We start from the raw sequence: 26,371 nt of genomic DNA, 5'->3' as shown, positions 1-26,371 counted from the left end.
CACCGCCGTCTGAGTCCCTTCCAAGCTCGCCGGACAGCCAACGATCAAGACCGCTGACCGCTTGCTGCGAGCAATTCCTTCAAGATCGTTGCCGGGTCGGCCCGCTGTTGCTTGCGGTAGTTGCCGACATGGCGAACGAACAGTGTTGCGCGCGTCACCAGGCTCTTGCCGAGCACCGGTTTGCGATCCAACTCTTCCTTGATCCGTTGAAACTGGGCCTGGATCACCGCATCGGTGTAGCGCGTGCCGGTGGCCAGGTTGTCGATATAAATCGCCACTGCGCCATCCAGCGCGCTGCGCCCATTGGTAATGGCCATGTCAAATAACTGCGCGCTGGCCGTGTCCTTGTTATCCACAGCCTGCTGGCGACTTTTCTGCAGGTTGGCCAGGCGGATGTTGTAGTTGCTGATGGTCTCGGCCACCAAGGCAGCGGACTGGATCAGGTTGCCCGCCGCCTCTTCGCGCTGCTGAGCGATCAGCGACACGTTGCGCTTGAGTTCTTCGTTGACCAGTCCCAGTTCGGCTTGCAGCTTGGGATCGACGCTGGCGGCAATGATGCTGTCCAGGCGCTTGGTCGGGTCCTGGGCGTCGTCGATGGCGTCGGTCAGCGAGGCGAGGCGACCTTCTTTCTGCCACTGGGCGAACAGTTCCTTGTAGCGCGAACGCGGCGCCGACAGCGCGCCAATCGCCACGCGAAACCCGGTGGTCTCGTTGCTTTGCTCGGTGCCGTCGGCGGCAAACAGCGGGTATTCGCGGCGCATGCCGGTGAACAACGTGCCTTCGCCCTCCAGGTAATTGCCGCCCTTGACCACGAAGCCGCCATAGGTGCCCTGGCGGCGCCCGGCGTGCACCAGCTGGAAGGATTCCTGGACCATTTCCGCAGCGTTGCCGATCACGTCGAACATACCGATCGGGTTGGGCAATTTAGTGCCGATGGGCATCAACCGCGCGGCCTGCCCGGTGCCACCGGCGACCTGGTTGAACACGGCGTAATCGCCCAGTGGCCCGTCGCTTTCGCTGCCCTCGACGCGGCGTGGAAACAGGCGCCCTTCCAAATCCTGGCGACTCACCGCCTGGCCACCGCGTGCGGCGTACTCCCACTCCACTTCGGTGGGCAGGCGCACAAAGCCCAGGCCGCCATCGTCGGCCGAGGCGCCACGGCCGCTCACCGGCAGCAACTCGCGGTGGTATTTCATCAGCCAGGCGCTGTACACCGCCGAGAAACGCTCGGCCTCGAAACGCGATAATTTCACTTTGGGCAGACGCCCGGCCATGCCCTCAGGCGCATCGCAGGCCGGAGCCGGCTCGCCGCTGGCCAGGGACTGCGCCTGGGACATTACCTGGGCGTACTGGCGGGCCGTCACTTCGTACTTGCCGATGAAGTAGAGCATCGGCTTGAGCGGGGTTTTGGCGTCGGTCTTCGGCATCAGCGGTGCGATGACCTTGTTCCAGTCTTTCGGCAGATCCTTGAGGGTGAACTGGCCGTTGATGAAGTCGCGCCGGTAACCGGAGATAAACGACTGCTGGTAGCCCGCCTCGCCTTCGGCAAAGGGATAGCCGAGGCTGACCTCGCGGTCGTCCAGGGTGCCCTGGGCCAATACATAGGCGTAGCGGAACACCATCTGGCCTTCGCACGGCAGCGGCAGGCTCACGTCGTCCGGCAACGGTTTGGGGTTGTCGAGCTTGTCGCTTGCCTCATCGGCCCAGGCCAGCGAGGCCAGGCTCAGCGCCACACAGGCGCCCAGTAACTTAAACATCTCTGATTCCTTCAGAAGCCTGGATACGCGCCACTCGCCAACCCCCACACGCCGCCGCCACGGCGCTGACGCCGAGCGCGGCAGCCAGGCCCAGGCCGTAGTGACGCGCCAACAGATGACTGGCGTATTCGCCCGGCACCTGCACGAATAATCGGTTCAAACCCGCCTCGGCCAGGCCATACAACCCGGCACTGAGCACGGCGGCAACACTCGCGCTGTACAGCGCCTGCAGCACCACGAACAGCAACAACGCGGCGGTGGAAAACCCCAGCAGGCGCAACACTGACAACTCCCGACGCTTGCGCGCCACCGCCGCCAACGCGCCGGCGAAGGTCGCCGCAAACGCACCGGCCAAGGCCAACCCGCAGATGATCCAGAAGACCACCGACAGGTTACGACTCAACGACTGCACCTGGGCGATGGTCTGCGCCTGGGTCGACACCAGCAGATTCTGCCCGGCGAAATACAGGCGCAGCGGTTCCACGTCGGTGAGTCCGCGCGCATACAAGCGAAACGCCGGGTACACACGCTGCTCGCCCACCGCCACGGTGTCACCCGCCCACCCCAGCGCCGGCACGGCGCGGCCATCGCGATAATCTTCCACCGCCTCCAGCAACACCAGGTCCGCAAACAGCCCGTCACGGGCAAAGGCCTCCAACGGCAATACCGCGCGCACCTGCACCCGCGTCCGCTGGGCCTCGACGCGCCCCGCCAGCTGCCGCGCAAAGCGCGTCTCCAGCCAGTCGCCGGGCCGCGCCGCGAGCTTCTCGGCGGCGGTATGACTGAGCACGATCTGGTCCAGGCCCTCAGGGATCGGCAAGCCGGCCAGCAGCGGGTCACCCGGCGCGGTCGGCAGCATTTCCAAAACCAGGGCACCCACTTGCGCGGTCGCCGCAATCTGCCGCGTACGCGGTATGGCAAACGCCACATCGCTACGCCGGCCAAGCTGCTCGACGAAAGCGCTGCTGAATCGACCGCCGCCCAACGGAATAATTTCACGGGTCGCGGGGTCGGTCTCCAGGCGTTGGGTCAAACTGCCAACCAGTCCAAATTTCAGGCCAAATAACACCAGCAACGGCGCGATGACTGCCACCAGCGCCAGCACCGAGCAGGCCGACAGCCACGCATCGTTGCGGTAGTCCTGCCAGGCAAGGGACGCCACCAGGCCGATGCGCATCAGCAGGCCTCCCCGAGCGTCGCGGTGACACCGCCGTCGGCATCGCGACGGCAACCGATGCGGCGCACCTGCAAGCCACTGGCGCGGGCCAGGGGTTCATCATGGGTGGCGATCACACAGGCGGCGCGGTGTTCACGGGCCTGGGCCAGCAGGGCTTGCATCACGCGCTCGGCATTGAGCGGGTCGAGGGACGCCGTCGGCTCGTCGGCCAACACCAGTTGCGGTGCATGGGCCAGGGCGCGGGCGCAGCTCACGCGTTGGCGCTGGCCCACCGACAGCGCCGCCGGACGCTTGTGCAGTTGATCGCTGATTTGCAATTGCTCGGCCAGGCGCACCACGCTGCCGTCGTCCTTCAAACCCAGCAACTGCCGGGGCAAGGCAATATTGCCGCGTACATCGAGAAACTCCAGCAGCCCGCCGGTTTGCAGCACATAGCCCAAATGCCGGCTGCGCAACTGGGCGAGATCGGTCTGCCGGTCGGCGCGCCACAGCCCATCGATGTCGATCCGGTTGAGTTCGAACTGCCCGATCCGGTCCGGCGCCAGCACCAGTGCGAGCATATCGAGCAAGGTGCTCTTGCCGCAGCCGCTGGGCCCGACAATCGCCAGTTGCTCACCCGCGCGCAGGTGCAGCGCCGGAATTATCAGGCTGTAGCGCTGGCTGCCGACGCCCCGGCTCTTGTGCACCGCGTTCAGGCTCAGCATCACGGCAGCGTCGACAACGGCACGCGGTACAACGCATCGCCCGGCTCGGCATCGCCGAACCGTACCCAGTTGGCCAGGTCATTGTGGAAGGTCTCGTAGAGACGGATTTTCGAATCCAACTCGTCGATGAAATCCTCCTGCTCGGCCACACTCAACGACAACCACAGGTCCTGGGTCATGTTCAGCGACTTGCTGCGGTACGGCAGCCCCTCCAGGTACTCGCCCAACAGGCCGCCGTCGGCCAGGTTGCCGCCCTTGCGCAGGGCTTGCGGGTCACGGCTCATGTAGGCCGAGGCGCTGGCGATTTCCTGGAAGAAGTCCTTGGGCGAGCTTTGGGTCTTGCGCGCCGCATCGACGATCAACTTCAGCGACTGTTGCAGGTCGTTGAGTTGCAGCTTGGTCAGCATCACGCACACCTGGAACGCCGGCAGCGCCGGGTTGGTCAGGTCGCGGTCGGTGGTCCAGGCGCTGACCAGTTGCGGCGCCTGGCTGGCGGTCTTGCGGCCGAGGAAGTCCATGTGCATGGCATAACCGACGGCTGCGGATTTGTCCGCCAGGCTCGGCGCGGCACTGAGTAACGGCACCGGCTGCGGCGTGTTGCTGCGCACCTGATGCACAAGGTTGGCAAACACCGTGCCGATCTCATCGACGCGCTCGCCCAGCTTGCGCACATCGCCACCCGGCACCGGGGTGTACAGGTCGCCGATCTGCGGGTTGGCGTCGGCGGTGAGGACGCGATACTGGCTTTCGGCGCCGGCATGGGTTTTCTTGCCGGCATCGGTGCGCAGATGCAGCGCGTAGATCTTGATCTGCTTGCCCAGCGCCGCCTGACGTACTTCGGCTTCGTTCATCTGGGTGGCCGCGAACGGGTCGTTCTTGCGCAGCGCGCCGGCATCGGAGACCAGCAGGATGATGCGCCCGCCGTAGCCGGACCAGTCCATGCCGTCCACCGCCTGCATCACCCCGGCAAACGCGTCTTCGTTGAACGAGTGGCTGGACACCGTCGAGGCCTTGACCTGCCGCGCCAGGTCGAGGAAACGCTGCGGATCGCGGCCCTGGTCGAGGGTGATCAGGGTTTTGGCCACGTATTCCAGGCCGGGGGTTTTCTTGATGCTGTTGCGAAAGCCCACCAGGCCGAAGCTGACGCTGTCCAACTCGCCGCGCTCGGCGATGCGCGTTTGCAGCTCGTGGACCACATCGCGCACTTGATCGATATAGGGCTGCATCGACACGGTGGTGTCGACCACCAGCACCACGGCGGTACGGAAGGCGTCGGCATGGGCATTGATTGCGGGCGCCGACGGCTTGGCGACTGCGCTGCTGCCAGGGTCGATGGACGCCACGTTGAGCAACTGCACCGGCTGGCCGTTTTCGTCGAAGCTCTCTTTGGAATCAAAGATCGGCAACAGGTAGAACTGGTTTTGCGGCACCGCGCTGGCGGTGGGTTCCAGGGCCAGGACTTGCTGGTTGTCCTCGCGGTTGTTCTGCGCCCTGGCCAACGCGCTTTTCGCCGCAGCCGGATCGGCCAGCAGTTTTTCCACCTCGCCGGACTGGCGCAGGAACATCACCGGCGCGCGCCCCGAGCGTTCGGTGAATTTCAATACCAGGCTTTGCTTCCAGTCGCTGACCTGGGCGGCCGGCAGCCAACCGTCGCTGCGCCCGTCGGTGGCGGCGCCGACACGTACCCACGGGCTGCCGTCGATGTCTTTGCGTTGGTAGACGTAGAGCACGGAAAACGCCGGCAGCGCCTTGCCCGGCGCGCTGCCCGCGTCCGCTGAGAGCTTGGCGCCGGGCTTGCTGAGCACGCGCTGGAACAGGGTTTTCTTGCCGGCCATCAATAACGGACGCTGGCCGCCATCAGCCACCGCGACCGCCGCTGGCGGCACCGCTGCAGGCGCCTTTTCAGGCACCACGGCAGCGGGCGGCTTGACCGGCTCGTCGGCGCCGCTCAACCACCAATAGCTGGCACCACCGATGGCCAGTGCCACCGCAACCGCCACGGCGGCCAATGCCAACACCGGCCCACGGCGCTGTTCGGACGGGGCGTTGTGCTGCGTTGGCGTCACGACCGGTTGGCGCACTATCGGCTGCGGCTGCGGTTTGTCGGTGGGTATGTCGACGGTGACAGGCGTGATGCCCGCCAAGTCAAAACTCAGCGGGATCGGCAGCGGCCGTACCAAGGTGGCCTCCGACGAGTCCGCCGGCAGGTTGTCCAGGGCCAGCACTAATGCGTCGGCATCCGGATAACGCTCCGCCGGGTCCTTGGCCAACAACTTGCGCAGCACCTCCTGGTAACGGCCGTGGTGCACCGGCAATTCCGGCAACGGCTCAGTCAGGTGCGCGAGCGCCGTCGAAAGCGCATCGGTTCCGCGGTAGGGCAACTCGCCGACCAGAATCTCGTACAGCACCACGCCCAGCGCATACAGGTCGGCGCGACCATCGATCTCCTGGCCGCGTGCCTGTTCCGGGCTCATGTAGCTCGGCGTGCCCACGGCGAAGCCGGCCTGGGTGAACTGGGTGCGGTCGTCCAGGGACTTGGCGATACCGAAGTCCGACAACACCGCCGTGCCATCGGCGCGGAACAGGATGTTCGCCGGTTTCACATCGCGGTGCACCAGCCCCTGGTCATGGGCATAACCGAGCGCCGAGGCAATCTGGCGGATCAGCGTTACGCCCTGCTCCGGAGTCAGCCCGGCGGCAATGCGTTCTTTGAGCGTACCGTTGGGCAGGTACTCCATGGCCATGTAATACAGCTCGCCGACATTGCCGATGTCATGGATGGTCACCGTGTGCGGGTGCGACAGGCGCGCCAGGGTCTTGCCCTCGCGCAGGAAGCGTTCGCAGAACGTCGGATCGGCCGCCAGGGCCGCCGCCATCACCTTCAACGCCACCTTGCGTTCCAGCGAGCGCTGGGTCGCCAGGTAGACGTTGGCCATGGCGCCTTCGCCGATCTCGCCTTCGATAACGTAGCCCGGGATCTCGATCTTCATGAGGAGACCTTCACAACGATCGTGGTGATGTTGTCCGGCGCGCCGCGATTGAGCCCCAGGTGCACCAGGCTGCGCACGATTTCATCCGGTGCGTCGTGGCCGAGCACTTCGCCAATCTCATGATCCTCGACGGTCTTGGTCAGGCCGTCGCTGCACAGCAGGTAGCTGTCGCCGGGGGCGATCAACAGCTCCACCGACGCCACGTCCAGTTGCGCTTCCACGCCCACTGCGCGGGTGACGATATTGGCCCGTGGGTGCACGCGGGCATCGGCTTCGCTGAGCAGGCCGCTGTCTTGCAGGTCCTGCACGTAGCTGTGGTCGCGCGAGAGGCTTTCCAGCTCACCGTCGCGCAGGCGATACAGGCGACTGTCGCCGGCCCACAGGCACACCCCGCGCAAGCCGCGCGCGGCCAGCACCACTACGGTGCTGCCCATCATGGTCACGCCACGGTTGGCGGTTTCTTCACGTACCGCCGCATTGATGCGGATCAGGTCGTTGCGCAAGGCGGCCGCGTATTCGTCGAGGGAGCGCCCCACCGGGACGGCGCGCAGGCTGTCGACGATCAGGCTGCTGACGTAATCCCCCGCCGCGTGCCCGCCCATGCCATCAGCGACCACCCACAGGCGGTTCTCCGGCAGCTCCAGGCACGCATCTTCGTTGACCTGGCGGACCATGCCCACATGGCTTTTGCTCGCGGATTTGTAAGTCGCCCCCATCTACACCACACCTTCTTGTCCGAGCAGAAACTGCGCAAAATCGCTGGCGGCAGGCAAGCCCTGACACCGTAATAAACCGGGAGAAATACGCTGCGAACCGCGTCCCCACCACAGGCTGGCGCCTTCGCAGGCTTGTTCGGCCAGCGCGGTCATGCGCCCGTGGGGCTCGGTGGCGGCCACGCGCTGCAGGCCGGCGAAACGGCTGTCGACCGCACGCGGCTCACTCGCCGGAACGCCCAGGGCGTCGAGGCCGGTATTGAAGCTTTCGAAGGTAGCGCCACTGTCCAGGGTGCTGAGCAACAGCTCTTCGGCCTGCTCAAACCAGGCATCCGGCCCGCCGACCAGAGACGCGGGGTTGGTGTCGTGGTCGAGCAACACCACCACGGCCAGCGGGAAATACCGCCCGACCCGGTCGATACTCGGCATCACCACACCCGCCGCCGCATCCGGTCCGCACACCCCGGGCGCCAGCACAAAACGCCACAGCGGGCTGACCAGGTAAGCGTTGAGCCAGTCACCGCCCAGGCTGTTCTGGCTGGCGAGCAGCCCCGCCGCCAGCCAGCTGTCCCAGGGCCCGATAAAACTCTGGGGCAAGGCGCGGCTGACAAAGTCACCGCGACTGGCCAACTTGCCGTAGAAACCCAGCGTCGTCATAGCCGCTCCGGCAGGCTGAAGCCGCTGAGCACGCGGCTCTTGAACGGGTTGAAGGCGCTGTTGGCGCGCAACTCGTAGGCGATGCTCGCGCCGTCGACCCGCAGGCGCAGGTTGAAACGGTCCGGCGAGTTGCCGGGGGTGAGGTCCGATTGCTCCAGCAGGCGGAACCAGGCCCACGGGCCGTCCAGCGTCACACCGGAACGCCCGCTGGCCGACGGCGGCATGATGGAAATACGCACCACGCCAATGCTGCCGGGGTTCGGCCATTGCATCGCCACCGGGCGGCTCGGGCCGTGGTCGTAGCTCAGTTGCTGGCCGTCGAGGTCCAGCAGGAACTGGGTGATGGTCGGGTCCATCGACACCGGCTTGAGTTCGAAACGCACCACAGGTTGCGTGCCCCCGGACCTGAAGAACGCATCACGAATAGCCGCCGCGCGCTGGAAGGTCTGCAGCACGCCCGGCGCGATACCGAGCTTCTGCGCCGCGCCCGGCTGCCAGCGCCAGGTCTGCGCCGAGGTATCCACATAGGGCTGCAGGTACTTGCGGAAGTAGTTATCCATCACCCCGCCGACGCCGAAGAACTGGCCGAAGTCATCCAGGGTCGCGTCCCGCGCACTGCCGGGCGACATCGGATAGCGCCCGGCCAGGGACTGGCGATACACGTTGACCACTTCGCTGGCCCAGGCCGCGTTCAGCTGGTTACGCACCCCGCCCATCATGCTGTTGGTGGTGGAATTGACCACCGACTTGACCATGCCCTGCACCAGCGGCGGTTGGCGCTCGGCATTCAGACTGACCCGCGTGGCCGCAGCCGCCGCCTGGTTCTTCGCTTCGCCAAGCAACGCATCGCCGCTGGCACCGACCATTGCACTGACCTGCACATACAGCGCATTCATATCCGCCAGCAGTCCGTCGATAGCCGCCGGCTCGCCTTCGTTTTTACTGACGATACTGTTGAGTTCGGCAAAGTGCGCGGTGACCGGATCATCCGCCGCTGCGGGCGCGCTGGCGCTCGGCTGCTCCTGGCCCAGCAGGCTGCCCAGACGCTCCTTGAGCTTGTCGACGCCGCCCTCCACCGGCACGCCCTTGGCGGCCAACTGGCGTTCTTCGGCCTGCAGGTCAGTTTCCTTTGCCACTGCCACCAACAGTTTCTTCAACGGCGAGGTGGGGCCGGAAATCACTCGCAGCACATCGGCAGCCTGGGCCACGCTGGTGATCGGCACAAAGTCGATGTCGGCGAGCAACGCGTCCCACTGGCGCTGATAGTCCTGGAAATACAGGCGGCGCACATCGGCGGCCAGGCTGACCACGTTCTGCTGGTCGGCCTGTGCCTGGCCCAGTACCCATTGCTCTTCAGCCAGGGTGCCGGTCTGGTTCAGGCTGCTCAGCAAGAACGCCTGGCGATAGCCCTTGGCGGTGAAAAAACCGCTCAACGGCTCGCCCAACGGCTTGCCGCTCTTGCGACTGAACACCAGTGCGGCATCACGGCCGGCCGCTTCGTTGAGGCGAAAGTCCGGTACACCTTCAGGCAGTTTCTGGCGCTTGACCCGGTCGTAGACACGCTGGGCCACCGGCAGTTGTTGCAGTTGGCGGCGCAGGTCGTCGATCAGGCGTGGGTCAAGACGCGCATTCGGTGGGTGACGGTCAAACAGTGCCTGCAAGTGCCCGGTCAAGGCCTGGCGCTGATCGGCCGGCAGGTCGCGTGGCAGGTTGCGGTCCCAGTCGAGGGCGATCCAGGCCTTGATGAAGTCCGGGTCGTAATGCTCATTGTCGGCCAGCATCAGGTAGGCCTTGAGGCCTTCGTAGAGGAAGTCCGAGTTGCCGCCGCCGTGCAGTTGCTCTTCGATGCGCGTGACCAGGCGCGGGGCGAAGACCGCGATCAGCAACTTACGATAGACGCTTGCAGATTCGGCTTCGAGCATGTCGCCCTGGTACAGCCCCAGCCCCTCTGACCAGCTTGGCGAATCCCCGGCCAGGTGCTTGACCGCGTTGAGCAAGGGCAGCACGGCCACTACATCACGCTGCGCCGGGCTCAGGTTCTGCACGGTCTGGCCCAGGGGTGCGACCTTCTGATCGACCTGGGCGATATACGCCTGGTTGGCGCGATAACTCACCCACCACAGGCTGCTGACCACCACCACCAAGGCCACCGTGGCCGCGAGAACACCCCGGGCGAGCCACTTGCGGCGACGTTCGACTTTCGGGTTCACCCCGACCAGGCCACGTTCGGCAAAGGCCACGGCGGTGAACAGTTTTTCGATGAAGTAACTGCGCCCGGTGCCGCTCTGGCGCGCCAGGTGCTGGCGGTCCAGGTTCATGCTCTGGGCCATGGTGCCGATCAGGCGGTCAATCGGGCTGCCTTCCTGGGTACCGCTGGTGAAGTACACGCCGCGCAGCAGCACGCGCTCTTCAAAGGCATTGGGTTTGAATACGCCCTCGAGGAAACTCTGCAGACAGTCCTTCAAGGCGCCGAATTGCTGCGGGAAACCGTAGATCAGGTCGCGTCGCGCTGGGTCGCGTTCCTGTTGCAGGCGTTCAACCAGGCGTTCGTTGAGGCGCTGTTCCAGACCGGCGAATTCGCTTTGCAGGTGCACCAGCGGGCTGTCGCTGTGCTTGCCGTCGTCCAGGGCAAAGGTCATGCCCCACACCTGGGCGCGCTCTTCCTTGCTCAGGTTGTCGAAGAACTCCATGAAACCCGGCACCAGGTCGAGCTTGGTCAGCATCAGGTAGATCGGGAAACGCACGCCCAGTTGGGTGTACAGCTCCTGGATGCGCAGGCGAATCGCAGCGGCATGGGCGGCGCGCTCGGCGTCTGTGCCCAGCAGCAGGTCCGACAGGCTGATGGCGATGAAGGCGCCGTCGATGGGTCGACGCGAGCGCTGTTTTTTCAGCAGGTCGAGAAAGCCCAGCCACGCGGCTTTATCCACTGTGGAGTTGCTGTCCTGGGTGGTGTAGCGCCCGGCGGTGTCGAGCAGCACGGCCTGGTCGGTAAACCACCAGTCGCAGTTGCGCGTGCCGCCGACGCCGCGCACCGCACCGGCGCCCAATTGCGCTGCCAGCGGGAAGTGCAGCCCGGAATTGACCAGTGCGGTGGTCTTGCCCGAACCCGGCGGGCCGATGATCACGTACCACGGCAGCTCATACAGATTGCGGCGTTCGTCGCCGCCGAGCTTGGCTTTCTTGAGCAGCGTCAGGGCTTCGTCCATGCGCTGGCGCAGGGTCGAGAGCTCTTCGGCGGTGGCCAAGCTGTTGGGGTCGGCCGGGGTTTCGGCGGCCAGGCTGCGCATCACTTCGGCGGCCTGGCGGCGGGCCTGGATGATGCGCAACACGCGGTAGGCAATCCACAGCGCGAACACCAGGATGATCAGCGCCCAGCGGCGTCCCTCGGGCACCAATACGTCGAGCAACGGCCCGACAAACCAGATGATCAGGCCCAGGGCGATCAACCCCAGCACAGGGATCACCCAGCGAATCATGAAACTGAAAAACGCCTTCACTCGACGCCCTCCGCCAATACGGTGATTTCAACCCGACGATTGCGGGCACGGCCTTCGGCAGTACTGTTGGTCGCCAACGGCTCGGTGTCGCTGCGGCCTTCGGCGCTGAAGCGGTCACCTTGGCCGGTCTTGGCCGCCAGGATCTCCAGCACCGACTTGGCCCGCGCTTCGGACAGCGCCCAATTCGACGGGAAGCGCAACGTCGCAATCGGACGGTTGTCGCTGTGACCGGTGACACGCACCTGACCCTTGACCTTGCGAATGGCGTCGGCGATGCGCAGCATCAGCGGCTGGTAGTCATCGACAATGCTGGAACTGGCGGACGCAAACAGTTCATCACCGCGAATCGTCACCACAGAGCGGTCGACCTTGTCTTCCACGGCCACGCGGCCGGCCTTGATGTCTTCAGCCAGAAAGCCGGCCAGGCGCGGCCGCTCGATCACTTTCGGTTGCGCCACCGGACGGTCGATGGCCTGCACCGGAATCTCGCCCAGGGCATGGATATTCTTGAACACCGGCTCCGCATCCGAGGCCAGCTTCATGCGCAGGCCAAACAGCAGCACCAGCAACAGCGCCAGGCCGATCGCCACGGCGATCCACGGCGGCATGAATTGCGCCAGGCGATCCCGCGCCACGGTCACGCCGCGCCAGTGCGGCGACAGCTCACGCTCGTGTTCGCCACGGGCACTGCGAATCGCGGCGGCAGTGCGCTCGCGCAGGGCTTCCAATTGACTGCGCCCGTCGTTCATCACGCGGTAGCGGCCCTCAAACCCCAGGCACATGCACAAGTACAGCAGCTCCAGCAGGTACAGGCGTTCCCGTGGGCTTTGCAGGCAATGGTCGAGCAGTTGAAAGACCTTTTCACCGCCCCAGGCTTCGTTGTGCACGGTGATCAGCAAGCTCTGTTTACCCCAATCGCTGGTACTGCCCCAGGGCGTACTCAGCACGGCTTCGTCCAGGGCGGTGCACAGCGCGTAACGGGCCAGCAGCACCTCGTTGCGCGCCACGCCGGCGGCTTCGGCGCGCTCTTCGAACTGGCGCAGATAGGCCAGCAATTGCGCGCGCAAACTGGCCGGCGCCGGGTGCGCGATGGTGTTGCGCAACCGCGTCAGCAAGGCCAGCAAGGGGCCGGCGGCACTTTCCAGCGGGTTGAGGCCCTGGCTTTTGCCGGTGAGCATCGGCGCGGCCGGCATCGACAACGGTGCAGGTTCCGCGCGCGCAGGTTCGGGTGCTCGGCCGCCCGGGCGCGGCATAAACTGAGTGCGGTCATCATCATTGGGATGCATCGCGGATTATCCTCGGATCGCCCAGAAGGCCAGGTTCAAGCCCGGGAACTGCCCGGCGATGTGGAAGGCGAAACCGCCGGAATTGCTCAACTGCTGCCAGTGCTCGCTGCCGCGGTCCAGCTCGTAATAGGTGCTGCCCGCGTGGTAGGGCAATTGGCGTGGCGCCACCGGCAATGGCAGCAGGCCGATGCCCGGCAATTGCAGGTTGACCATGTCGCGGATGTGCTCCACCGCGCCGACTTTGCTCTGCTGGCCGAAGCGCGCGCGCAGGGTTTCGCCGGGCACGTCGGCGCGTACCACGAGGATGAAACTGGCGCTGTCGAGCAGGGTCTTGTCCGCCAGCATCGCCACATGGATGCCGTAGGCTTTCTCCACAATCGGAATCGGCGTGGCCTTGCTGTCGATCAGCATCGACAGCGCCTCACGCAGGGCGGCCATGACCGGGGTGAAGCTCAGGGCCAAATCGTCGTGCTGGTACTGCGGATATTCCTGGGGGCGGCGGCCAGAGGTGGAGAATGTCGAAAACTCACCGGCCAGGCTCACCAGCTCACTGAAGAAACGCTCCGGGTGCAACGGACTCAACTGGCTCACATGCTGGATCAGCGGCTGGGCGCGGTTGACCAGTTGCAGCAGCATGAAGTCAGCGATTTCCGATGCGCCACCGGCACCCGACGCGACCACGCGGCCGGCCAGGGCTTCGCCACGCTGGTGCAGCAGGCCGAGCAGTTCGCTGCGAAAGGCCGTCAGCGGCTTGCTCGCAGCTACATCCAGCACGGGCGGAATGTACGTGTCGTCGAGCACCAGTGCGCGGTCGGCGCGCTTTTCCTTGATGCGCACCAGCCCGATGGCGGCGTAGTCGCTGATGCCGTCCTGGGCGGTCAGCAGGCGCAGGGCGCGGGAACCCACGGCCACCGGCGCGCGGTTTTCGAAGGGCGCGTTATCGTCGCGCACTTCGCGCACCTGGCTCACATAACGCGCGGCTTCCAACGCCTCGCCTTCATCCACCGTGTCACGCGCACCGGCACGCTTGAGCGGCAGGGCCAAGTACACCAGGCCGTCGCGCAGGCTGTCGTCGATGTTCAGCGGACTCGGCGCCAGATCGTCCTGGGGGATATTGAACGGCGTACCGTCAGGCAGCAGGCCACGGGCCGACACGATTGCCAGCTTGCCCTGGGCGAGCAGGCCCTGGTCGATCAGCAACTCGGAAAAACCCCAGGCACCCGCGGACAAAGGGCGGCTGCGGGCGTCGATCAGGTTTTCCAGGTAACGGTCATGCTGCTGGAAGTGCTGCGTTCCGATGAACATGCCTTCCGACCAGACCACGCGATTGTTCCAGGACATGGGGGCTCCGATTGCTTGTTATTGGGCTGGGCTGGAGGGGGTAGCCACGACGTCGGCGCGCACGGCACGCACATCGAGGCTGATCTGATATTCGCTGTATTGGCGTGGCGGCACGTTGATAACGGCGCGCCATTGCGCACGGTCCAGCTCGCGGTAGCCCACCAGCAGGCCGATCTGCCGGGTGGCCGGGTCAAGATCGCGCTGAATGCTCAGTTGCTGGCCGGGCTGGATCACCACTTCGTCCTGGTCCAGCAGGTCCAGGCCAAGGGTGGATTGCGCACGGTCAGCCAGGGCGAAGTAGTCGGAGCGCGCGAACGTCGCGGCGTTTTTCAGCTCGAAAATCCGCACCCGCACCGGCGCGGGCTGCCCGCTGGCACCGGGGTTGAGCCCGGCGATCGCGTGAAAATGCAGCTCGACGGCGGCCGTGTCCGCTTCAGCGTCGGCGGCGGTTTCGGGTTTGGTCGCGTCTTTGGCACACGCCGTCAGCAGCAGCGCGGTGGCGGCTGCAAGTAAAAACCTGGGAATCATCCTGCGTCCTCAATGACGTGTTTAGCTATCCGTTTTATCCATTACTGCGACGCGGTTCAGCGTCGCTGTCGTGCACTGTGCGCTTCGTAGGCCCGGCTGAATTCGCGGCCGAACAGGTCCTGGAAATCTTCCTGGGCCTCGCGGGAAATATTGCTGTAGAGCTCGGTGAATTGCTGCCAGTACTGGGCTTGGCGCGAGCCGTTGAAAATACTTGAGAGGCCACCGGGCTTGCCCATGCGTTCCTCCAATTGCGCCGGTTCAAAGCGCAGCAGCAAGTGCTTGAGCGCCGCTTCCACACCCGCCATCACGGCCAGTTGGTGCGCGCGCAGGTCGTCGAAACTGTCACGCACGGCAACGTCCGGCGCCATGAAGGCCGGATTGCCGTGACGAAGCAGCAGCAGTAACGCTTCGTCGGCATTCGGAGCGAATTTCAACGGGTTGTTTTCGGCGGGGCGGATCATGGTTTGCTGCATGCGAAATTCGCCCTTGAGGCTGGCGCGGGCACGCAACACGTCGATCAGGCCTTCGACCATCAGCCGGTAGCTGCGGCCGATGCTTTCCATCTGGGCGCAGGCATCGGCCCGATCCAGACGCAACTGATCGAGGCCGGCACCGCGCAGGAAGGCTTGCAAGAGGTCGGCGTGTGGCTGGGCGTCACCGGCGGGCGGCGCGGCCGGCTCGACCACAGGCGGCGGCGCAATCACCGGCGCGGGGGGCGGCGTGGTAGGCGGCGTAACAGAGGCGAGCGGCGCGGGTGCGTCGCCAAGCAGGTCCCAGTCTTCGGGAATGACCGCACCGGGCACCGCCGGCGATTCGGCCACCGGCACGGCAACCGGCGCCGGCGGACGGAAGTCATGTTGCTCGGAGGGCACGTGGTCCGCCACGGTGGGCGGTGGCACGGCAGTGGGACTGAGGAAATCGAACAGGTCCGGCAAGGTCTCCATCGACGAAGCGCCATGAAACTGCGGTGCGATCATCGGAGTCGGCGCGGGCGGGCTCGCCACCGCGCCCATCAACGCCTCAAAGCTGTTCGGCGAATCACCGGCGAACGGCTGGCTGTCGACGGCCTGCACATTGAAGTCGATGCGCGCCTGGATTTCGTAATCGCCGATGCGAATCAACTCACCATCCTGCAGCGGCTCGCTGTTACCACGGCGCATCCGGATGCCAGCGTTGACCAACTCCACACCGTTGGTACTGTTGTCGGTTAAATAGTAACGACCGTCTTTGTACTGAATAACGCAATGTTGCGAGGAGACAAGTCGTTCGGGATCGGGCAATACCCAGTCATTTTCCGAACTGCGGCCGATCGCCATCGAGCCCTGGTTCATGGACTTTTCGGCGCACTGCCCTGGGGTAATCTTGTGATAACTAGTGATAGTCAAACACAGCGACATCTTGCCTCCTTGCTGATACATCGCGCGCGGTCGAGATCAGGCTACGCTTGCCTGAATATCGCCGCCAGGTCGTCGGACCCAGCGTCCAAATCCGCATTTGCCAGCATGATCGCTGATCTTATCCGGCTTGCATGACAAAAATCCTCTACGGGCGCACCGTTCGACCCGTCAGTCGCGCAGGGTGTTAAACACCGCACATCTGTCACAGAGGGCGAATAGCTTACCTTGACAACGCATAAGTACTACACCAAAAATGCACAACTTCTTGAACATCAGTGATGGCACGATAGTGGCACTCTGAGACTATGATCAAGAAAACATGCAAAGTTCACTGCGTAACTAATGCATGCGTTGCCCGGCATCTAACGGGCTGATAGGGAGATCGAATTCAGTGGATGTGCCGTTGCTGCTCACCGCCGTTTCCGCGACTTCGCCCTGTGGCGAAGACATGGAATATGACGCGCAATTTCTGCAATTGGAACGTGATGCCAAGGGCCAGCCCGAGCGCAGCATGGGCGACTCCATCCTGCCCGCCGAGCCGCCGGAGTGGCGCAGCATCCAGCAACAGAGCCTCGACCTGTTGCAGCGCAGCAAAGACCTGCGCATCACCCACTTTCTGCTGCAAAGCACCCTCGCCCTCCAGGGCGTTGCCGGCCTGGCCGAAGCGCTGACGCTGATCGATGCGTTGCTGCGCGATTACTGGGCCGACCTGCACCCGCGCCTGGATGCCGACGACGATAACGATCCCACCGTGCGCATCAACGCCCTCACCGGCCTGACCTGCGACACCAATATTCGCCTGCTGCGCGAAAGCATCCTCACGCGCTCACGCACCTTCGGCCCCGTGACGCTGCGCGCGGCACTCAACGCCAGCGGCCTGTTGAGCTTCGCCGATGAACAACTCGGCGCCCAGCAACTCAACGCCGCGTTCCTCGACAGCGACCCGGAGCAACTGCAGGCCACCCGCGATGCGCTGATTGCCGCGCGCGCCGCCTGCGAAGCCATCGAACAACAGGTCAACGAGCAGGTCGGTTCCGCCCAGGGCGTGGACCTCAGCGCCTTGAAGCAACCGCTCAAGCAGGCCCTGCAATTGCTCAATCAAGCGGTGCCCGGCGCCGACAGCAGCAGCGAACCCGAGGCCGTCAGTGAAGACAACGCCCCCTCGGTGGACTACGCCGCTGCCCCCGCAGCCCCGCGTACGGTCGGCGACATCGCCAGCCGCGACGATGTGCTGCGCAGCCTCGACAAAATCCTTGCGTATTACACCCGGCACGAGCCTTCAAGCCCGCTGCCGGTGCTGTTGAACCGAGCGAAGAATCTGGTGCATGCCGATTTCGCGGCGATCGTGCGCAATCTGATTCCCGACGGCATGTCCCAATTTGAAAACCTGCGCGGCCCTGACAGCGAGTAGGCCGCCGGACCGTGCAGTAACAACACCGTCGCTCAAGCGACCAGGAGCAGCAACGTGGCGAAGCAAAGTTCTCAGAAATTCATCGCGCGCAACCGTGCGCCTCGAGTGCAGATCGAGTACGACGTCGAGCTTTACGGCGCCGAGAAAAAGGTCCAGCTGCCCTTCGTCATGGGCGTGATGGCCGACCTCGCCGGCAAACCAGCCGAGCCGCTGGCACCCGTGGCCGACCGCAAGTTCCTTGAAGTGGACGTCGACAACTTCGATTCGCGCCTCAAGGCCATGCAGCCACGCGTGGCGTTCCACGTGCCCAATGAGCTGACAGGCGAAGGCAACCTGAGCCTGGACATCACCTTCGAAAGCATGGACGACTTCAGCCCTGCCGCAGTGGCGCGCAAGGTCGACTCGTTGAACCAGCTGCTCGAAGCCCGCACCCAGCTGGCCAACCTGCTGACCTACATGGACGGCAAGACCGGCGCTGAAGAAATCATCATGAAGGCGATCAAGGACCCGGCACTGCTCCAGGCTCTTGCCAGTGCGCCCAAGCCTGCAGGGGAGCAGTAAGCATGACTGACAATACCGTTCGCGAAGGCGCATCCAACCTGGGCGCCACCGAAGAAACCAGCGAGTTCGCCTCGCTGTTGATGCAGGAATTCAAGCCCAAGACCGAGCGCGCCCGCGAAGCCGTGGAGACCGCCGTGCGCACCCTGGCCGAACAGGCCCTGGCGCAAACCGACCTGGTGTCCAATGACGCGATCAAGTCGATCGAATCGATCATCGCCGCCATCGACGCAAAGCTCACCGCCCAGGTCAACCAGATCATCCACCATCAGGATTTCCAGCAGTTGGAAAGCGCCTGGCGTGGTCTGCACTACCTGGTCAACAACACCGAGAGCGATGAGCAGCTCAAGATCCGTGTGCTCAACATCTCCAAGCCCGAATTGCACAAGACCCTGAAGAAATTCAAGGGTACCGCGTGGGACCAGAGCCCGATCTTCAAGAAAATGTACGAAGAAGAATACGGTCAGTTCGGCGGCGAACCGTACGGTTGCCTGGTGGGCGACTACTACTTCGACCAGTCGCCTCCCGACGTAGAGCTGCTGGGCGAGCTGTCGAAAGTCTGCGCCGCCATGCACTCCCCGTTCATCGCTGCCGCGTCGCCAACCGTGATGGGCATGGGCTCGTGGCAAGAACTGTCGAACCCGCGCGACCTGACCAAGATCTTCACCACCCCGGAATACGCCGGCTGGCGCTCGCTGCGTGAATCGGAAGACTCGCGCTACATCGGCCTGACCATGCCGCGCTTCCTAGCGCGCCTGCCGTATGGCGCCAAGACTGACCCGGTGGAAGCCTTCGCTTTCGAAGAAAACACCGACGGCGCCGACAGCTCCAAGTACACCTGGGCTAACGCCGCGTACGCGATGGCGGTGAACATCAACCGTTCGTTCAAGCACTACGGCTGGTGCTCGCGTATCCGTGGCATCGAGTCCGGCGGCGAAGTGGAAAACCTGCCGGCCCACACCTTCCCTACCGATGACGGTGGCGTGGACATGAAGTGCCCGACCGAAATCGCCATCAGCGACCGCCGTGAAGCGGAGCTGGCGAAGAACGGTTTCATGCCGCTGCTGCACAAGAAAAACACCGACTTCGCCGCGTTCATCGGCGCCCAGTCGCTGCAGAAACCGGCCGAATACGACGACCCGGACGCCACCGCCAACGCCAACCTGGCCGCGCGCCTGCCGTACCTGTTCGCCACCTGCCGTTTCGCCCACTACCTCAAGTGCATCGTGCGCGACAAGGTCGGCTCCTTCAAAGAGAAGGACGAGATGCAGCGCTGGTTGCAGGACTGGATCCTCAACTACGTCGATGGCGATCCTGCTCACTCCACCGAGACCACCAAGGCCCAGCACCCGTTGGCGGCTGCCGAAGTGATCGTGGAAGAAGTCGAAGGCAACCCGGGGTATTACAACTCCAAGTTCTACCTGCGCCCGCACTACCAGCTTGAAGGGCTGACGGTGTCGTTGCGTTTGGTATCGAAGCTGCCTTCGGCCAAGAGCGCCTAAACCTGGGTTGAACTAGCTCTCCTGTGGGAGGGGGCTTGCCCCCGATGCAGACGACGCGGTCTACCAGTCAGACCGCGTCGATTCCATCGGGGGCAAGCCCCCTCCCACACAAAAACACAGGATGCGTTACCACGCAGAGCGTGGGAACGATCACCAAATACAGTGGCTGAGACCACACAGGGAGAAAACATGGCTGTTGATATTTTCATCAAGATCGGCGACATCAAGGGCGAGTCCATGGACAAGGCCCACAAGGACGAAATCGACGTGCTGAACTGGAGCTGGGGCATGGCCCAGTCCGGCAACATGCATGTGGGCGGTGGCGGTGGCGCGGGCAAGGTGAATATCCAGGACCTGTCGCTGACCAAATACGTCGACAAGGCGTCGCCGAACCTGATGATGCACTGCGCCAGCGGCAAGCACATCGACAAGGTCAAGCTGACCGTGCGCAAGGCCGGTGGCGAAAGCCAGGTCGAGTACATGGTGATCAACCTGGAAGAAGTGCTGGTCACCTCGCTGAGCACCGGCGGTTCGGGCTCCGATGACCGCCTGACCGAAAACGTCACCCTGAACTTCGCCCAAGTGATGGTCGACTACCAGCCGCAGAAAGCCGACGGCACCAAAGATGGCGGCGCGATCAAGTTCGGCTGGAACATCCGTTCCAACACCAAGCGCTGATAGCCCCTGCAGCCGTGGCTTTGCGCCACGGCTGCAGACATTTTGTCCCTCCCGCAACCCGTCCGTGGAGCTGCTTTGGTGGTAACTGAAATCGCTTCCCGCGACCGTCTGCAACCGTCCCTGCTGGACCGGTTGACCGATGACGACCCAACCAATCCCAAGGAAAGCGCCGACAAACGCGTGCTGTCCCTGACCCAATTGAAAGCCTCGGTACTGCGCGACCTGGCGTGGTTGCTCAATACCACGTCGTTGCTCGATGCCGATGCCACGCTGCACACCCCGGCAGGTACCTCGGTGGTCAATTACGGCCTGCCGGCACTGGCGGGCAACAGCGTTTCCAGTGTCGATATCAAGGCCCTGGAAGCCCTGATCTACCAGGCCATTGCCACCTTCGAGCCGCGCATCCTGCGCCACACGCTGCGAGTCAAAGCCCGTGTCGGCCAGGGCGAAATGAACCACAACGCCCTGAGTTTCGAAATCGAAGGCGACCTGTGGGCCCAGCCGGTGCCGTTGCGCCTGTTGCTGCAAACCGACCTGGACCTGGAATCCGGGCATGTGCGCGTGGTCAATGCCGACCAGCGGAGACGCCCATGAACCCGCGCCTGCTGGAGCTGTATAACCAGGAACTGCACCACGTGCGCGAAAGCGCCGCCGAGTTCGCCAAGGAATACCCGAAGATCGCCAGTCGGCTGACCCTGTCCGGCATGGACTGCGCCGACCCGTACGTCGAACGCTTGCTCGAAGGCTTTGCCTACCTCACGGCCCGCGTGCAACTCAAGCTCGACGCCGAGTACCCGACCTTCACCCACAACCTGCTGGAAATCGCCTACCCGCACTACCTGGCACCGACGCCGTCGATGACCGTGGTGCAATTGCAGACCGACCCCGACGAAGGCTCCCTCGCCGGCGGCTTCCCGCTGCCCCGCGACACCGTACTGCGCGCCGCCCTGGGCCGCGAAACCCAGACCTGCTGCGAGTACCGCACCGCGCACCCGGTGACGCTGTGGCCGCTGCAGGTCAGCAATGCCGAGTACTTCGGCAACCCGTCCGCGGTGCTCGGCCGCCTGGCCGCCAGCGAACCGAAAGCCAAGGCCGGCCTGCGCCTGACCCTGCGCACCGGCGCCGAATTGCCGTTCAACAGCCTCGATCTGGATAACCTGCCGCTGTACCTCAGCGGCGCCGATGAGCAGCCGTTTCGCCTCTACGAACAACTGCTGGGCAACGCCTGCGCGGTGTTCGCGCGCAAGCCCGGTGGCGATTGGGTTGAGCGCCTGCCTCAGGATGCCTTGCGTTCACGCGGTTTCGACGATGCCGACGCGGCCATGCCGGTGGTGGCGCGGGCGTTCCAGGGCTATCGGTTATTGCAGGAATACTTCGCCCTGCCCCATCGATTCCTGTTCGTCGAATTCGCCGAACTGAGCCGTGCGGTCAAGCGTTGCGACGGCCAGGAGCTGGAACTGATCGTGCTGTTCGACCGTCACGAACCCAGTCTGGAAGGCAGCGTCGGCGCGGCGCAGTTCCTGCCGTTCTGCACGCCGGCGATCAACCTGTTCCCCAAGCGCGTGGACCGGATTCACTTGTCGGATCGGGTCAACGAACACCATGTGATCGCCGACCGTACACGGCCGATGGATTTCGAAATTCACTCGCTGAGCGGCATCACCGGACACGGCACCGGGCCGGAGCAGCCGTTCTTGCCGTTTTACGCCGTGCGCGATCCCTCCCGCTATGGGCGCGACCAGGCCTATTACACGGTACGCCGCGAACCGCGCGTGCTGTCCAGCGACCAGCGGCGCAACGGCCCGCGTTCCACCTATGTGGGCAGCGAAACCTTCGTCAGCCTGGTGGACAGCCGCCAGGCGCCGTATGGGCATGACCTGCGCCAGCTCGGCGTGACGGCGCTGTGCACCAACCGGGACTTGCCGTTGTTCATGAGCGTGGGCAACGGCAAGACCGATTTCACCCTGGCCGACAGCGCGCCGGTGCTCTCTGTGCGTTGCGTCGCAGGCCCCAGCCGCCCACGCGCCAGCCATGCCCACGACGCCAAGGCGTGGCGCCTGATCAGCCAGCTATCGCTCAATTACCTCTCTTTGAGCGAACAGGGCCAGGGGGCCGGCGCCTTGCGCGAACTGCTGCGCCTGTACGGCGACAGCAACGACGCCGCGCTGCAATTGCAGATTGAAGGCTTGCGCGAAGTCAGCAGCAAAGCCGTGACCCGACGCCTGCCGATGCCCGGCCCGATCGTGTTTGGCCGTGGCCTGGAAATCACCCTGGAATTCGATGAAAACGCGTTTCGCGGCACCGGGGTATTTCTGCTCGGTGCGGTGCTGGAACGCTTCCTGGCACGCTACGTGTCGATCAACAGCTTTACCGAGACGGTGATCCGTACCACCGAACGCGGCGAGATCATGCGATGGAAAGCCAAGCCCGGACGGCGTCCGACCCTGTGAGTACCCTGGACGCGATGCACCAGGAGCCCTGGGAATATGACTTCTTCCAGGCGCTGCGGCGTATCGAGTGCGAATCGCCGGAGTTGCCGCGCCTGGGCCATTCCCTGCGCCTGGCCGATGACCCGCTGCGCCTGGGGCAACAGGCCGATTGCACCTTCGCCCCGGCCACCCTGGCGTCGGTCGACCCTGGCGGCGACGGCAAACCGGCGCGGCTGGAGCAATTCTTTTTCGGCCTTGGCGGCCCCAACGGCCCGCTGCCGCTGCATATCACCGAGTACGTGCGCGAGCGCCAGCGCAACAACGCCGACAGCACCAGCAAGCAGTTCCTGGATGTGTTCCACCATCGCCTGCTGACGTTGTTCTACCGCGCCTGGGCCGAGGCGCGGCCAACAGTCAGCCACGACCGGCCGGACGACGACTACTGGTCCGCACGCCTCGCCGCCTTGAGTGGCCGCGGCATGCCGAGCTTGCTCAACCAGGGCTTGATCCCCGACACGGCCAAGCTGCATTACAGCGGCCACTTGTCGGCGCAAACCCGCTACCCGGATGGCTTGAAGGCCATCCTCAGCGAGTACTTCGGCCTGCCGGTCGCGATCGAGGAATACGTCGGCCAATGGCTGGAACTGCCCGAACGCAGCCGCGTCGGCGTGAGCGCCAACCGGCTGGGCGTGGATTTTTGCCTCGGCAGCCACGTGTGGGACCGCCAGCACAAATTCCGTATTCGCCTCGGCCCGCTCAAGCTCGACGACTACATGGGCATGCTGCCCGGTCATCCGCCGTTCAACGAACTGGTGGCCTGGGTGGCCGAGTACCTGGGCCATGAACTGGACTGGGACTTGAACCTGGTTTTGCAACAACCTGAAGTCCCGGCGCTGCAGCTCAACGGCCAGTTTCGCCTGGGTTTCAATACCTGGCTCGGCCAACCTGCGCATGACGCCAACGACCTAATCCTGGCCCGGCATTACGCCGACCACGCCACCACCTCAAGGAATCCAGAGCATGGGTGAAATCAGTCGCGCCGCACTGTTCGGCAAACTCAACAGCGTGGCCTACAAGGCCATCGAAGCCGCCACCGTGTTCTGCAAACTGCGGGGCAACCCGTATGTGGAACTGGCCCACTGGTTTCATCAGTTGCTGCAACTGCAGGACTCGGACCTGCACCGCATCATCCGCCAGTTCAACCTGGAACCGGCACGCGTGGCCCGCGACCTCACCGAGGCCCTGGACCGCCTGCCGCGCGGCTCGACCTCGATCACCGACCTGTCGTCCCATGTGGAGGAAGCGGTGGAACGCGGTTGGGTGTATGGCAGCCTGATGTTTGGCGAAAGCCAGGTGCGCACCGGTTACCTGGTGCTGGGCATTCTGAAAACGCCGAGCCTGCGCCATGCGCTGCTGGGCTTGTCTGCCGAGTTCGACAAGATCAAGCCCGAAGCCCTGAGCGAGCGCTTTGACGAGTACGTCGGCGACTCGCCGGAAAATGCCCTGAGCGCCAGCGACGGTTTCAATGCCGGTGTGCCAGGCGAAGCCAGCGGCGCCATGGCCCCCAGCGCGATGGGCAAGCAGGAGGCGCTCAAGCGCTTTACCGTCGACCTGACCGAACAGGCCCGCAGCGGCAAACTCGACCCCATCGTGGGCCGTGATGAAGAGATTCGCCAACTGGTGGATATCCTCATGCGGCGCCGCCAGAACAACCCGATCCTCACCGGTGAAGCCGGGGTGGGCAAGACCGCCGTGGTCGAAGGTTTCGCCCTGCGCATCGTCGCCGGCGACGTACCGCCTGCGCTCAAGGACGTGGAACTGCGCAGCCTCGACGTAGGCCTGCTGCAAGCCGGCGCCAGCATGAAAGGCGAGTTCGAACAGCGTCTGCGCCAGGTCATCGAAGATGTGCAGGCCTCGCCCAAGCCAATCATCCTGTTTATCGACGAAGCCCACACCCTGGTCGGTGCCGGTGGCGCCGCCGGGACGGGCGACGCGGCCAACCTGCTCAAGCCTGCGCTGGCCCGGGGCACCTTGCGTACCGTGGCCGCCACGACCTGGGCCGAGTACAAGAAGCACATCGAAAAAGACCCCGCCCTGACCCGCCGCTTCCAGGTGGTGCAGGTTGCCGAGCCCTCGGAAGACAAGGCACTGCTGATGATGCGCGGCGTGGCCTCGACCATGGAGAAACACCACCAGGTGCAGATCCTCGATGAAGCCCTGGAAGCCTCGGTCAAACTGTCCCACCGCTATATTCCGGCACGCCAGTTGCCGGACAAATCCGTGAGCCTGCTGGACACCGCCTGCGCCCGCGTCGCCATCAGCCTGCATGCCGTGCCGGCTGAAGTGGACGACAGCCGCCGCCGTATCGAAGCGCTGGAAACCGAGCTGCAAATCATCGCCCGCGAGCATGCCATCGGTATTGCGATTGGTGCGCGCCAGACCAACAGCGAAGCGCTGCTGAGCGCTGAACGTGAGCGCCTCGCCACGCTGGAAAGCCGCTGGGCGGAAGAGAAAACCCTGGTGGACGAACTGCTCGCTACCCGCGCGACGTTGCGCGAGAAAGCCGGCGCCGTAGACAGTGGCGACGACGCCTTGCGCGAGCAACTGGTCGACCTGCAGCAGCGCCTCAGCGCACTGCAAGGCGAAACCCCGCTGATCCTGCCGACCGTGGATTACCAGGCCGTGGCCTCGGTGGTCGCCGACTGGACCGGCATCCCGGTGGGCCGCATGGCACGCAATGAACTGGAGACGGTGCTCAACCTCGACCAGCACCTGAAGAAACGCATCATCGGCCAGGACCACGCTTTGCAGATGATCGCCAAGCGCATCCAGACCTCCCGCGCCGGCCTCGATAACCCGAGCAAGCCGATTGGTGTGTTCATGCTCGCCGGTACTTCGGGCGTGGGCAAGACCGAAACCGCCCTGGCCCTGGCCGAAGCCATGTACGGCGGCGAGCAGAACGTGATTACCATCAACATGAGCGAGTTCCAGGAAGCTCACACGGTGTCGACCCTCAAGGGCGCGCCGCCGGGTTATATCGGCTACGGCGAAGGCGGTGTGCTGACCGAAGCGGTGCGGCGCAAACCGTACAGCGTGGTGCTGCTGGACGAGGTGGAAAAAGCCCACCCGGACGTGCATGAGATCTTCTTCCAGGTGTTCGACAAGGGCGTGATGGAAGACGGCGAAGGCCGCGTGATCGACTTCAAGAACACGTTGATCCTGCTGACCACCAACGCCGGTACCGAGCTGATTTCCCGTGTCTGCAAGGACCCGGCAAACATCCCCGCGCCCGAGGAAATCGCCAAGGCCCTGCGCCAGCCGCTGCTGGAGATTTTCCCGCCGGCATTGCTCGGTCGCCTGGTGACGATTCCGTATTACCCGCTGAGCGACGAGATGCTCAAGGCCATCACTCGCCTGCAACTGAACCGCATCAAAAAGCGCGTGGAAAACACCCACAAGGTCGCCTTCGACTACGACGACGCGGTGGTCGACCTGATCGTCTCGCGCTGCACCGAAACCGAAAGTGGCGGACGCATGATCGACACCCTCCTCACCAACAGCCTGCTGCCGGACATGAGCCGTGAATTCCTCACGCGCATGCTCGAAGGCAAGGCGCTGGCGGGGGTGCGGATCAGCAGCCGGGATAATGAGCTGCACTACCAGTTTGGCTGACGGAATGCGGTTAAAACTGTGGGAGGGGGCTTGCCCCCGATGGCGGTGAATCAGTCACCTGATGCATCAACTGA

The 26,371-nt window shown here is 64.3% G+C and carries 19 protein-coding genes; 8 read left to right on the top strand and 11 right to left on the bottom strand.

Features of this window, described 5'->3' with window-relative positions; all coding sequences use genetic code 11:
• Positions 1-44: 44 nt before the first annotated feature.
• Genes J1G34_RS10460 through tagH form a run of 11 tightly spaced genes read right to left on the bottom strand, consistent with a single transcriptional unit; the run spans position 45 to position 16,047 of the window.
• Entirely contained in the window at positions 45-1,757 is a 1,713-nt protein-coding gene (locus J1G34_RS10460; RefSeq protein ID WP_065898079.1) for a formylglycine-generating enzyme family protein, read from the bottom strand.
• On the bottom strand, positions 1,750-2,934 hold the full coding sequence (locus J1G34_RS10455) for an ABC transporter permease family protein (protein WP_122561127.1): 1,185 nt from the start codon (positions 2,932-2,934) through the stop codon (positions 1,750-1,752). The genes J1G34_RS10460 and J1G34_RS10455 overlap by 8 nt, the downstream gene beginning before the upstream one ends.
• On the bottom strand, positions 2,934-3,638 hold the full coding sequence (locus J1G34_RS10450; protein WP_130138178.1) for an ABC transporter ATP-binding protein: 705 nt from the start codon (positions 3,636-3,638) through the stop codon (positions 2,934-2,936). The genes J1G34_RS10455 and J1G34_RS10450 overlap by 1 nt, the downstream gene beginning before the upstream one ends.
• Positions 3,638-6,628: a serine/threonine-protein kinase gene (locus tag J1G34_RS10445; protein ID WP_222993979.1), complete on the bottom strand. Its 2,991-nt coding sequence runs from the start codon at positions 6,626-6,628 to the stop codon at positions 3,638-3,640. Before J1G34_RS10445 ends, J1G34_RS10450 begins: the two co-directional genes overlap by 1 nt.
• On the bottom strand, positions 6,625-7,344 hold the full coding sequence (locus J1G34_RS10440; protein ID WP_065893985.1) for a PP2C family protein-serine/threonine phosphatase: 720 nt from the start codon (positions 7,342-7,344) through the stop codon (positions 6,625-6,627). The genes J1G34_RS10445 and J1G34_RS10440 overlap by 4 nt, the downstream gene beginning before the upstream one ends.
• The gene (gene tagF, locus J1G34_RS10435; protein ID WP_104505152.1) at positions 7,345-7,998 is read right to left on the bottom strand and encodes a type VI secretion system-associated protein TagF; all 654 of its coding nucleotides are present in this window, start codon (positions 7,996-7,998) and stop codon (positions 7,345-7,347) included.
• Entirely contained in the window at positions 7,995-11,495 is a 3,501-nt protein-coding gene (gene tssM / locus J1G34_RS10430; protein WP_222993977.1) for a type VI secretion system membrane subunit TssM, read from the bottom strand. The genes tagF and tssM overlap by 4 nt, the downstream gene beginning before the upstream one ends.
• A complete protein-coding gene (locus J1G34_RS10425) occupies positions 11,492-12,781 on the bottom strand; it encodes a DotU family type VI secretion system protein (protein ID WP_065935471.1) in 1,290 nt (429 codons plus the stop codon). Before J1G34_RS10425 ends, tssM begins: the two co-directional genes overlap by 4 nt.
• Before the next feature lie 6 nt (positions 12,782-12,787).
• Positions 12,788-14,122, bottom strand: a complete 1,335-nt coding sequence (gene tssK, locus J1G34_RS10420; RefSeq protein ID WP_065893988.1) for a type VI secretion system baseplate subunit TssK — start codon at positions 14,120-14,122, stop codon at positions 12,788-12,790.
• An 18-nt stretch (positions 14,123-14,140) separates the two neighbouring features.
• The gene (tssJ, locus tag J1G34_RS10415; protein WP_065886923.1) at positions 14,141-14,650 is read right to left on the bottom strand and encodes a type VI secretion system lipoprotein TssJ; all 510 of its coding nucleotides are present in this window, start codon (positions 14,648-14,650) and stop codon (positions 14,141-14,143) included.
• 56 nt (positions 14,651-14,706) lie between these two features.
• A complete protein-coding gene (gene tagH / locus J1G34_RS10410; protein WP_130138173.1) occupies positions 14,707-16,047 on the bottom strand; it encodes a type VI secretion system-associated FHA domain protein TagH in 1,341 nt (446 codons plus the stop codon).
• Between the two features lie 391 nt (positions 16,048-16,438).
• Between tagH and tssA the strand changes: the two genes are divergently transcribed.
• From tssA to tssH, 8 genes are all read left to right on the top strand, one after another.
• Positions 16,439-17,458, top strand: coding sequence for a type VI secretion system protein TssA (tssA, locus tag J1G34_RS10405; protein WP_222993976.1), 1,020 nt, complete (start codon positions 16,439-16,441; stop codon positions 17,456-17,458).
• A 54-nt stretch (positions 17,459-17,512) separates the two neighbouring features.
• Complete coding sequence (gene tssB, locus J1G34_RS10400) at positions 17,513-18,019, top strand: type VI secretion system contractile sheath small subunit (RefSeq protein ID WP_003195557.1); 507 nt, start codon at positions 17,513-17,515, stop codon at positions 18,017-18,019.
• Between the two features lie 2 nt (positions 18,020-18,021).
• Positions 18,022-19,518 carry a type VI secretion system contractile sheath large subunit gene (gene tssC, locus J1G34_RS10395; RefSeq protein ID WP_065883759.1) on the top strand — a complete coding sequence of 499 codons (1,497 nt, stop codon included), beginning with the start codon at positions 18,022-18,024 and terminating at the stop codon, positions 19,516-19,518.
• Between the two features lie 189 nt (positions 19,519-19,707).
• Positions 19,708-20,196, top strand: a complete 489-nt coding sequence (locus J1G34_RS10390; protein ID WP_017735732.1) for an Hcp family type VI secretion system effector — start codon at positions 19,708-19,710, stop codon at positions 20,194-20,196.
• Positions 20,197-20,274: 78 nt separating this feature from the next.
• Positions 20,275-20,790, top strand: a complete 516-nt coding sequence (tssE, locus tag J1G34_RS10385; RefSeq protein WP_042945974.1) for a type VI secretion system baseplate subunit TssE — start codon at positions 20,275-20,277, stop codon at positions 20,788-20,790.
• Positions 20,787-22,646: a type VI secretion system baseplate subunit TssF gene (tssF, locus tag J1G34_RS10380; RefSeq protein ID WP_065897682.1), complete on the top strand. Its 1,860-nt coding sequence runs from the start codon at positions 20,787-20,789 to the stop codon at positions 22,644-22,646. Before tssE ends, tssF begins: the two co-directional genes overlap by 4 nt.
• Positions 22,610-23,653 carry a type VI secretion system baseplate subunit TssG gene (tssG, locus tag J1G34_RS10375; protein ID WP_065892308.1) on the top strand — a complete coding sequence of 348 codons (1,044 nt, stop codon included), beginning with the start codon at positions 22,610-22,612 and terminating at the stop codon, positions 23,651-23,653. Before tssF ends, tssG begins: the two co-directional genes overlap by 37 nt.
• Complete coding sequence (tssH, locus tag J1G34_RS10370) at positions 23,646-26,297, top strand: type VI secretion system ATPase TssH (RefSeq protein ID WP_065883766.1); 2,652 nt, start codon at positions 23,646-23,648, stop codon at positions 26,295-26,297. Before tssG ends, tssH begins: the two co-directional genes overlap by 8 nt.
• Positions 26,298-26,371: the final 74 nt, after the last annotated feature.

This window comes from Pseudomonas sp. Wu6 (assembly GCF_019891515.1).
In the GTDB taxonomy this organism is placed as follows: Bacteria; Pseudomonadota; Gammaproteobacteria; order Pseudomonadales; family Pseudomonadaceae; genus Aquipseudomonas; species Aquipseudomonas orientalis_A.
This window is presented reverse-complemented; position numbering and strand designations above follow the sequence as displayed.

Excerpts from the sequence above, each read along its gene's own strand:
- J1G34_RS10460 (WP_065898079.1), bottom strand. The coding sequence starts at position 1,757 with ATGTTTAAGTTACTGGGCGCCTGTGTGGCGCTGAGCCTGGCCTCGCTG.
- J1G34_RS10455 (WP_122561127.1), bottom strand. The coding sequence starts at position 2,934 with ATGCGCATCGGCCTGGTGGCGTCCCTTGCCTGGCAGGACTACCGCAAC.
- J1G34_RS10450 (WP_130138178.1), bottom strand. The coding sequence starts at position 3,638 with ATGCTGAGCCTGAACGCGGTGCACAAGAGCCGGGGCGTCGGCAGCCAG.
- J1G34_RS10445 (WP_222993979.1), bottom strand. The coding sequence starts at position 6,628 with ATGAAGATCGAGATCCCGGGCTACGTTATCGAAGGCGAGATCGGCGAA.
- J1G34_RS10440 (WP_065893985.1), bottom strand. The coding sequence starts at position 7,344 with ATGGGGGCGACTTACAAATCCGCGAGCAAAAGCCATGTGGGCATGGTC.
- tagF (WP_104505152.1), bottom strand. The coding sequence starts at position 7,998 with ATGACGACGCTGGGTTTCTACGGCAAGTTGGCCAGTCGCGGTGACTTT.
- J1G34_RS10425 (WP_065935471.1), bottom strand. The coding sequence starts at position 12,781 with ATGCATCCCAATGATGATGACCGCACTCAGTTTATGCCGCGCCCGGGC.
- tssK (WP_065893988.1), bottom strand. The coding sequence starts at position 14,122 with ATGTCCTGGAACAATCGCGTGGTCTGGTCGGAAGGCATGTTCATCGGA.
- tssJ (WP_065886923.1), bottom strand. The coding sequence starts at position 14,650 with ATGATTCCCAGGTTTTTACTTGCAGCCGCCACCGCGCTGCTGCTGACG.
- tagH (WP_130138173.1), bottom strand. The coding sequence starts at position 16,047 with ATGTCGCTGTGTTTGACTATCACTAGTTATCACAAGATTACCCCAGGG.
- tssC (WP_065883759.1), top strand. The coding sequence starts at position 18,022 with ATGACTGACAATACCGTTCGCGAAGGCGCATCCAACCTGGGCGCCACC.
- J1G34_RS10390 (WP_017735732.1), top strand. The coding sequence starts at position 19,708 with ATGGCTGTTGATATTTTCATCAAGATCGGCGACATCAAGGGCGAGTCC.
- tssF (WP_065897682.1), top strand. The coding sequence starts at position 20,787 with ATGAACCCGCGCCTGCTGGAGCTGTATAACCAGGAACTGCACCACGTG.
- tssG (WP_065892308.1), top strand. The coding sequence starts at position 22,610 with ATGGAAAGCCAAGCCCGGACGGCGTCCGACCCTGTGAGTACCCTGGAC.
- tssH (WP_065883766.1), top strand. The coding sequence starts at position 23,646 with ATGGGTGAAATCAGTCGCGCCGCACTGTTCGGCAAACTCAACAGCGTG.